The sequence below is a fragment of the Atopobium sp. ICM42b genome (assembly GCA_000564995.1).
In the GTDB taxonomy this organism is placed as follows: domain Bacteria; phylum Actinomycetota; class Coriobacteriia; order Coriobacteriales; family Atopobiaceae; genus Lancefieldella.
Map to the genome: position 1 here is coordinate 1 of JDFH01000022.1, position 9,118 is coordinate 9,118.

A 9,118-nucleotide genomic window follows, 5' to 3' on the forward strand; every position below is an offset into this window, starting at 1 on the left:
TTTACTGCGTGTAACTTTAACTTTGGTTTACCATCACCTGAAGAGATTGCCGCTCAGAAGGAAGCAGAAGAGAAGAAAGCTGCTCTTGCTCCTTATGTAGGCATTTGGGAAGCCAAGTCAATCGAAGATGAAAATAAGGGCACAGTCACTGAAGACATGTACAAAGATGTTAGAGATGTTTATCTAGCAATTTATGGCTATGACTTCTCTGACGATGGCACTGGTTTGTTTGTTCGCTTCGGCGCTCAGAAGCCCTTTACCTGGTCTGTTGATGCCGATGGAAAGCTTACTATCACCCTTGCAGGTAATGCCGGAAGCTATACAGCAAGCGTTGATTCCTCAGGTCAGATGACCGTTGAGGGCTCTGATGGTTCTAAAGCTATCCTTACTCAGGTAAGCAAGACCTCAGGTGATTATTCTCATATTAGGTATGAGCCCTTTAATCCATTAACAGGAACGGGCAATATTTCTAAAAACAAGTCATCGCATGAAACTAAACTACGCTTTACTATCACCACTGAGCTTGATCAGGTCATTGTTGATACCGATGAGCTCTATGTAAGGCTTATTGGCATCGCTTCCCTTAAAGACCTCAAGGGTTTTGAAGGCTATGTCTTTGAGGTTATTAATAGAACTCCTTATACAACCGGCTATCAATTTACTATTCAAGATCCAACCGATGGCTATTGGGCTTATGGATTTAACGTGTTAGAGCCAGGTGAGAGAGTCTATGAGTATGTTCTTAATAACCAACGTAGAGATAAGTCACTTTCTGAAGTCACAGATGTAAAAGGCACTCTTGAGTATGACCACTCTAGCAATGGTGCCCTTCATAATGACGAGAAAACCGTGACATTTGATTTGCCTACTGGGCAGAGCAAGTAACAGTTAAGAGTTAGTTTTATATCGCTGCACGTATGGAAGGAAGTTTAATGAAAAAGCGTCAAATGCTGTTAGGATGTCTGCTCGCACTGGTGCTTTCCGTAAGTGCAGTGCTTAGTGCATGCTCATCAGGGGATAACAGTCCCGCAGGAAACAAAAAGTCTGCTGGTCAGATCGTAGGTGTTTGGGAAGCTTATGACATCTTTGAACCCGGACTAGGAAACCTGAGGGAGGGAGCAGCCTACGACGATTATAAAGAACAGTTCCATGCAATTTATGCTTTCAGCTTTGCTGAGGATGGAACTGGCTTGTTTACTCGCTTTGGCATAATGAAGCCTTTTACATGGACTGTTGATGCAGAAGGAAAGATTACAGTTACCCTTGAGGGTACTGCGGGATCTTTTACGGGAGAGATTGACGCTGAGACTGGCAGGTTAAGGCTCAAGGGCACTGGCTACGATGAGACTGACGCCGAGCTTAAGCAGATTTCAACTACTGCTGGAGACTATGCAAGTGCTACCTATCAGCCATTTGATCAACTTACCAATAAAGGTACCGTACCAACCATGATTAGGTATAACGATCTCAAGTTTAAGAATTTTGAAATAACTCGAGAGGTCAATAAAGTTCTTATCGATACAGATAAGCTGTATATGAATCTGTATGCTATCGCTCAGGTACCGGGAAGCTCTCAAGAAGGTTACGTATTTGAGATTATCAATAAGTGTCCTGAGTCATTTTACGGAGAGTTCTCTCTTGGAGATCTACATGGTCCTCTGAAAGCCTTTGGTCAAGCCTCCTTACAACCTGGTGAGAAGTTCTATTTGTTCGTTCCTAATGTCTCGCAGACACCAGGATCTCTTGTGGCACTTTCTAATCCAAAAGCTACGGTTGATACTATTTACAATGACCCAACAACTAGCGTAGTTACTCAGCAAAGGCAGAGATTAGAACTTGACCTAAATATCCCTCCTAAGTCTGAGTAACAAAAGAACGCATATCTTCGGCGTGATCACTACCATTGAAAGGACACTTGATGAAAAAACGTAAAATACTACCAGTTCTTGCGCTTGTCTTGGCGCTCTCTGCTGGCGTTATGTTTACAGCTTGCACTCCTAACATTGGTGGACCTTCGGCTGAAGAAATTGCTGCTCAGAAGGAAGCAGAAGAGAAGAAAGCTGCTCTTGCTCCGTTTGTGGGCGTTTGGGAAGCAAAGTCTATTAGTGATCCAAAGAAGGGCGAGATTCCCGAGAGTGTCTATCCAACAGCAAGAGACACATTCCAGGCCATTTACGGCTATGACTTTTCCGACGACGGCACTGGACTATTCGTCCGTTTTGGTGCTCAGAAGCCCTTTACCTGGACCGCTGATGCCGATGGCAAGATTACCATCACCCTTGCTGGCAACGCCGGAAGCTATACAGCAACCGTTGATTCCTCAGGCCAGATGACCATTGAGGGCTCTGACGGTTCCAAGGCAGTGCTTACCCAAGTAACTAAAACCTCAGGTGATTACTCTTCTCTTAAATATGCTCCATTTGATGCGCTTACGGGTAAGGGAACTATTGGAGGAAATTATTCCTCCCATGATGACTTTTATATGAATTTTAAGGTAGTTACCGAGGTCAACAGGGTTGTTGTTGATAATGACGACATGTACGTCAGATATGTTGGAATTGCCACAACACCAAGCGGTCAAACCGAAGGTTATGTTTTTGAGGTAATCAACAAGTCCGATAAGACGGCCTCATATGACTTTAGGCTGGATAATTCGGATTCCACTGTGTTTGGAACAGCTCTTAATGTTCTTGAGCCTGGTGAGAGATTCTATGAGTTTGTAGTTGATACCTCCAAAGCAGATGTACCTCTGGCTAAGCTTTCTGAATCTAAGGGAACTTTTAAGTATTCCCATGTTGCAGATGGAACCAGTCTTGAAGACGAGAAGACCGAGCAGTTTGATTTGACGATTTCACAGAATAAGTAATGCACTCAGACGATATCTAGATTGAGCATAATGAACTTTGTCAAAAAAGTGTCGCCAATAAAGGACATTGTCAATCTAGAGAGCTTTGGTGTTGGAGGGACTTTCTTGAAACAGCGTAGACTACTTTTTATGCTTGTACTTACACTTGTGCTTTCTACCAGCATTGTGTTTACGGCTTGCACTCCTAACATTGGCGGACCATCTCCTGAAGAAATTGCAGCTCAGAAGGAAGCAGAAGAGAAGAAAGCTGCTCTTGCTCCGTTTGTAGGTGTTTGGGAAGCAAAGTCTATTAGTGATCCTAGCCAGGGAGATATCCCCGAGAGTGTTTACCCAACGGCAGTAGAATCCATGAAGTCAATTTATGGCTATGACTTTGCTGATGACGGCACGGGTAATTTTATCCGTTTTGGCGCTCAGAAGCCCTTTACCTGGTCTGTTGATGCTAATGGAAAGCTCACTATCACCCTTGCAGGTAATGCTGGCAGCTATACAGCAACCGTTGATTCCTCGGGTCAGATGACCGTTGAGGGCTCTGACGGTTCCAAGGCAGTATTGAAGCAAGTCACTAAAACATCTGGTGATTATTCCAGCTTTAAGTACAAGCCTTTTGATGCAATGGCAGACAAGGGCACTATTGCGTATAACTTCTCTTCTACTAAAGGCGAATACAAGATGCGCTTTAAGCTGAAGACTGAGGTGGACAAGGTTCTTATCGATAATGATGATCTCTATGTCAGGTATGTTGGTATTGCTAAATCCCCAGATGGTTACTCTGAAGGTTACGTCTTTGAGATCATTAATAGATCTGAAAACTGGGTAAATTGCACCTTTAAGTTAGATAATTCTGAGAATTCCGTATGGGCTAACGATTCCAACTATCTTGAGAGCGGCGAGAGGGTCTTTGCATTTGTTATTAACGATTCTTATCAGAAAAAACCTCTTGCTGATCAGACTGAGGTAAATGCAGTTGTTGAGTACTACCACATCAAAGGTGGTAAGAGCATGGAAGACACTAAGACAGAAAACGTTGACCTGGTAATTGCTGAGAAGAAGTAAGTGGACTGCCGCAATGCGCCAAATACGTACACATAAAACATTTACGTGTTAAGCGTGGAATACAGAGACGTCACCTGTACAATAGGTGGCGTCTATTCTTTTACTGGTCGCTCTTTTGAGCTTAAGAAAGAAGCGTGATTAATCATGCAGAAGGCTTTGATTTCGATTGACTACACCTACGATTTTGTAGCAGATGACGGAAAGCTCACGGCAGGTAAGCCAGCTCAGGCTATTTCAGATGCTATTTATGAGGCTACAAAGTGCGCTTTTGATCGTGGCGATTATATTTTCTTTGCTATTGATGCTCACGACCCAGAGGATAACTTCCATCCAGAGACCAAGCTTTTCCCACCTCACAACATTATTGGAACAAGTGGTAGAGACCTGTTTGGCCCTCTGAATGATTTCTACCAGCAGCACAAAGACGATAGCCATGTGTTCTGGATGGACAAGCGTCACTACTCGTCCTTCTCGGGAACTGATCTTGATATTCGTCTGAGGGAGCGTGGCATAAACACAGTTATCCTGACTGGTGTTCTTACCGACATCTGTGTGCTTCACACAGCGGTGGACGCTTACAACCTGGGCTATCACATTGAGGTTGTTGAACCAGCGGTTGCATCGCTGACGCCAGAGAATCATCAGTTTGCGCTTTCGCACTTTAAAAATACCCTTGGAGCAACGCTGGTTGATGCAGAACTCAACGAGATTGAGAACGCGTAATGACTCCAGAAGAACGCGCAGTTAAATGGTTTGAGAAGGTCCCCGAGGCAGATGATCTTTCATTTGACCAGAGACTTGCTATATGCAAAAAGACCGGAAATGCCATGGCGCTTGTCTTTGTTGTTCTATTTTCGTTTGAGTTGATACTTGCGTATGTTCTTACCGATGGCTCGTTTGTATTTACTATGACCGATACTTTGAACAGCATTCTATCAAGACCTGGTAGAAGGGTTACGGCCCAAGGAGTGGCTGTTGCGGGTATTTTTGTGGTAGCGCCCTTATTGGTCATTCCTGTAGCTGCTACGTTTCTTGCTCGTTCCATTGTTTTTAAGCAAGAAATTAAAAAGTGCTTAGGTAAATAACTACCTAAGAACCTAAGTAAATTACTTAAAGCATTTATTTGACCCAAGGTTAAAAACTTGGGTCTTTTTGTTAACTTAATGTTTATATTCAATGGAAGAATTACCGTTTATGGAATAGTGGAATAAATCTATCTTTCAGAATTTTAAGCAGATATAAAATTGCATCAACTCGTTTAATTTTAATCAAGGAGCTGCCATGTCAAAATCCGATCGTGGACTTGTTTTTGGAGTTGATTTAGGAAAAGCCTCATGTGGATTAGCAATTATTGATTATGAAGCTAAAGAAGTAAAACTGCTTTCAAGCCGAATTATTAAAGCTCCCGAAAACAGAAGCGGAAAATCTCTAGCCGCTGTAAGACGAGAAAAGCGTTCAACTAGACGGCAAATCGATAGAAGAGCAGCAAGAAAAAAGAATGTTTTAAAAGTATTAAAACAATTTGGAGTTACTCCACAGGATTCTGATTGTACGTGGTTTGGAACTAAGAAAAACGGTAATGACGGAATAGATTTACCAGTTATTGTATTAAGAAGTCAAGGTCTTGATCGGCAGCTCTCTAATAGGGAATGGGCTCGTATTCTCTATTGGTTCTGTAGTCAGCGTGGCTATATTAATCGAGGAGAAGAGACTTTAATTAATGGAGAAACTTCTGTTGAAGGTACTTCTGAATCTGAAGAGGCAGGAAAAGTTCTTTCTGCTATCTCAGAAAATAAAAAAGCGCTAAAGGAATCAGGCTATAGAACTTTTGGCGAGTACTTGTATAAAGAGAGCTATGTTACAACCCATAGCTATAGAAACAAAGCTGGTGATTATAAACATTGCGTGTCTCATCCAATGGTTGTGGATGAGATTAAAGAGTTATTCGAGCAACAGAAGAAGTTTGGAAATACCCATACATCAGAAGAATTTAAAGATGCTTATTTAGAACAGCTCAATTGGCTTAAAGATACTAAAGCTTTTGATAAATTGACTTATCAAAAGGTGGGCTACTGTGTTTACTTTGATCAATATAGTGATGAACCCCAAAAAAGGGCGGCAAATGCTGATTTAATTTCTGAAGTCGTTAAAGCTTATGAAAAGCTTGGAAATATACGTTTAAAATTTGATGATAAACCGGAGCAATCTCTAACAAGAGAAGTTAGAGATGCAGTTATTAATGAGATGTTCAGTGTTCATCAAGGCGCTAAGGTTAAATCGGTTACGTTTAAAACTTTACGTAAGCTGATAGATGATGACAATTTGGTTGGATTTAAAGGAGTTAAATCAGATTTAGAGAAGAATCCAGTATTCGTGCCTAAAGCCTGGAATACATTTTGTAGAGTTCTTTCAGCATCAGAATCAGGAATTCAGTTGTTAAATAGAATGAAGAATGATTTTAAATTAGCTAATGCGATTGCTGAGTCTCTTACCTATGCCTCATCTCTTGATAGTTTGGAAAGAAGAATTTCAATGTATCAAGAAAAAGAGAGTTTAGAAATCTCTGAAGATGAACTTGCTTTAATAGAATCGCTGCCTTACAACACAAAAATATTTAAGGGATATGGGTCCAGATCTATTCAAGCGTTGGAGATGTTACATGATCAATTTTTAGATGGAGAAGCTTTTACTCTTGATGAAGCTGAAAAACAGTCTGGACTCCAAGGTTTCAGGCTAAGAGAAAAAGGAATTAGACAGTCGCTCTTGTTGCCATATTCTGATTATGATGTGCAATGTACGAACCCTGTTGTTTTAAGAGTTCTTGCCCAAGCAAGAAGAATGATTAATTCTGCCATCAAACAATATGGAATGCCAAATATAATCCGTATTGAATTGGGTAACGATATTGCTAAATCGGCAAAAGAAAAAAGCAAAATTGCAAAAGGACAAAATGAAAACAGAAAAGAGAATGAGCGTATAAAAGATAAAATTGCCGAACTTCTTCATATTGATCAGTCAGAAGTAACTGGCAAGCAGATTACTAAGATGAAACTCTATGAAGAACAGGGCGGCAAAGATATATATACCGGAGAAGGTCTTGGTGATATCGCATTCGCGGGAGGAAGACGCTTTTTAATAGACGACAACTATTGCGAGATAGATCATGTACTTCCATACTCAAGAAGTGCTGATGACCTGAAGTCGAATAAAGTTCTTGTTCTGGCAAAATCTAATCAAGAAAAAGGAAATAGGACCCCATACGAATGGATGAACTCCAATGACGGCAGTCATCCAAATTGGGAACAATTCTGCTTACGAGTCTCGTCTAATGTTAGATTATCCGATGGTAAAAAATCAAAGTTATTGGAAGAGAATTTTGCTGAAAAAGAGACTTCCTTTATCAAACGTAATATGGTGGATACTCAATATATGGCCAGAGCAATTTCTGCTTGGCTTTCAGATTCATTGAATTTTTCGTCAGAGTTTGATCAAAAGCAGCATGTCTATGCTGTAAACGGAAGAATGACTGCAAAATTGAGGAGAAAATGGGGCCTCAATTTTGGCGAGGATGATACAAAAGATCGTAGCGACAACAGGCATCATGCTATTGATGCTGCGGTAATTGCAGCATGTAGCGCATCAATGGTTAAGGAATTTGCAATTTCTTACTCTAGATTGAGGGAGGTAAGGGATTCAGTTATTGCTGAACCATGGGAAGGCTTTGCTGACCAGGTGCGTGAAGCAAGGAAATGGGTAATTCCTACAATGTATCGTCCTAATAAAAAGAACGGCTTAATTTATGAAGAGACTAAATATAAATATTTAGGTAAAGAGGTGGGCGATAAAAAAATCGTTCATATTTTAAAAGGGAAAAAACAAGGAGTTGGAACTGTTGACTTATTTAGAGATCCAACAGGGGGACAGTTCGCAAGAATTTTGGGAGACCGTGCATACATTAGGCTATGGCTTGATGAGGAGGGAAAATCTGGAAGAGGTGAATGGCTGATAGAGCCAGTATATTTTGCTGATCTAGATAAAATAAAAAGAGGGTCTTATGTGCCCAGATATATACCTCGACAAAAAGTTACAACACAGGAATGGGAATCAATTCCACCACGTATAACAGAGAATTCAATACCTATTGTCCTTAGAAATGATGACATAGTGAGGATAGATGGTATTTATGGAAGGCTAAGTGGTCTGGATATTAATAGTAAGAGATTAAAATTTGACAGGATTTTGTCAAAGGATGTAAAGACAATAGGAAGCTGGACCAAGGACACTTCCGTTGAAGTTATTCATGAAGATTGTTTGGGTTTAATGTGGTTCAACTTATTAAAGGATCAAAACTCTAAAGAAAGTTGAGATGGATTATAAGATAGAACACCTCTTTTCGTTGAGTTGATTAGAATCTTCCTCCCCGTGTATTGTTTCTCAGTAAGTTCGAGAACAGTTACACATCCTTTGGGAGGAAGATTTTTATTTACTCTTGAGAGATGGCTATTTGCGTTTTCAGTACCTAAAGTTATTCTGCTATAGACGCTAAACTGCTCCATTATCCAGCCAGAGTTAACTAGGAACTTATGAAATTCATGGTAGGACTTTTTATCAGATTGGGTTTTAGTTGGTAAGTCAAACATAATTAGTAGTCTCATGACTCTCATTTTTCTCCTCATTCGAAAGTAACCAATTCAATGGGTAAAAGAGAAGGACATGAAAGAACGGAAGAATCTTCGTCTTCCATGCTTTTAATTAAGGATTCAATTAACTCGTCTATAGACTGTCTTACGGAAATTTTCCTTCCGTTTTGACGAACGCAAAGTTCTAAAACCTTAGATAAAGATACTTTGATCTCATGGGATAAATCTAAATTTAATTTATATGATGCAATATAAAAATCTACGACTGGTCTAAATGGCTCGATAAGATCGTCTGCTAAGTTGAATGCGTTTTCAATACTATTGTGGTGAATACCTTTTGAAGGCATTAATCCATGGGTTATCAGTGATTGAATGATTACAGACCTAATAATCGAATAACCAGGTAATCAAGACCAACTGGTATTGACGGTCTTCCAACGTCACATTTTACTACCTGGGAGATCGTACGGTAATCAAGACAACAATCGACGATAGGTCACAGTCGATTTTACTACCTGGGAGATCGTACGGTAATCAAGACAAGATCGGTTTGCAG

9 protein-coding genes are annotated in these 9,118 nt (G+C 40.4%); 7 read left to right on the plus strand and 2 right to left on the minus strand.

The genetic code is table 11. The features are described from left to right. The 7 genes from HMPREF1493_RS07095 to cas9 all read left to right on the plus strand — a co-directional run. The coding region (locus HMPREF1493_RS07095; protein ID WP_051485312.1) for a hypothetical protein at window positions 1-885 on the plus strand (885 nt) is incomplete at its 5' end. Window positions 886-932: 47 nt separating this feature from the next. Next, entirely contained in the window at window positions 933-1,868 is a 936-nt protein-coding gene (locus HMPREF1493_RS07100) for a hypothetical protein (RefSeq protein ID WP_198013763.1), read from the plus strand. Window positions 1,869-1,918: 50 nt separating this feature from the next. After that, window positions 1,919-2,866 carry a lipoprotein gene (locus HMPREF1493_RS05835; RefSeq protein WP_035428590.1) on the plus strand — a complete coding sequence of 316 codons (948 nt, stop codon included), beginning with the start codon at window positions 1,919-1,921 and terminating at the stop codon, window positions 2,864-2,866. A gap of 105 nt (window positions 2,867-2,971) precedes the next feature. After that, entirely contained in the window at window positions 2,972-3,922 is a 951-nt protein-coding gene (locus tag HMPREF1493_RS05840) for a hypothetical protein (RefSeq protein ID WP_035428597.1), read from the plus strand. A gap of 144 nt (window positions 3,923-4,066) precedes the next feature. Beyond that, a complete protein-coding gene (locus tag HMPREF1493_RS05845) occupies window positions 4,067-4,645 on the plus strand; it encodes a cysteine hydrolase family protein (protein ID WP_035428591.1) in 579 nt (192 codons plus the stop codon). Then, window positions 4,645-5,007: a hypothetical protein gene (locus HMPREF1493_RS05850; RefSeq protein ID WP_035428592.1), complete on the plus strand. Its 363-nt coding sequence runs from the start codon at window positions 4,645-4,647 to the stop codon at window positions 5,005-5,007. Before HMPREF1493_RS05845 ends, HMPREF1493_RS05850 begins: the two co-directional genes overlap by 1 nt. 196 nt (window positions 5,008-5,203) lie before the next feature. After that, the gene (gene cas9 / locus HMPREF1493_RS05855; RefSeq protein ID WP_035428593.1) at window positions 5,204-8,287 is read left to right on the plus strand and encodes a type II CRISPR RNA-guided endonuclease Cas9; all 3,084 of its coding nucleotides are present in this window, start codon (window positions 5,204-5,206) and stop codon (window positions 8,285-8,287) included. Here cas9 and cas2 read toward each other — a convergent pair. Next, window positions 8,266-8,598: a CRISPR-associated endonuclease Cas2 gene (cas2, locus tag HMPREF1493_RS07170; RefSeq protein ID WP_353573415.1), complete on the minus strand. Its 333-nt coding sequence runs from the start codon at window positions 8,596-8,598 to the stop codon at window positions 8,266-8,268. The two genes, cas9 and cas2, sit on opposite strands and share 22 nt — an antisense overlap. After that, window positions 8,595-8,954 carry a CRISPR-associated endonuclease Cas1 gene (locus tag HMPREF1493_RS07045; protein WP_353573416.1) on the minus strand — a complete coding sequence of 120 codons (360 nt, stop codon included), beginning with the start codon at window positions 8,952-8,954 and terminating at the stop codon, window positions 8,595-8,597. The genes cas2 and HMPREF1493_RS07045 overlap by 4 nt, the downstream gene beginning before the upstream one ends. Window positions 8,955-9,118 lie beyond the last annotated feature (164 nt).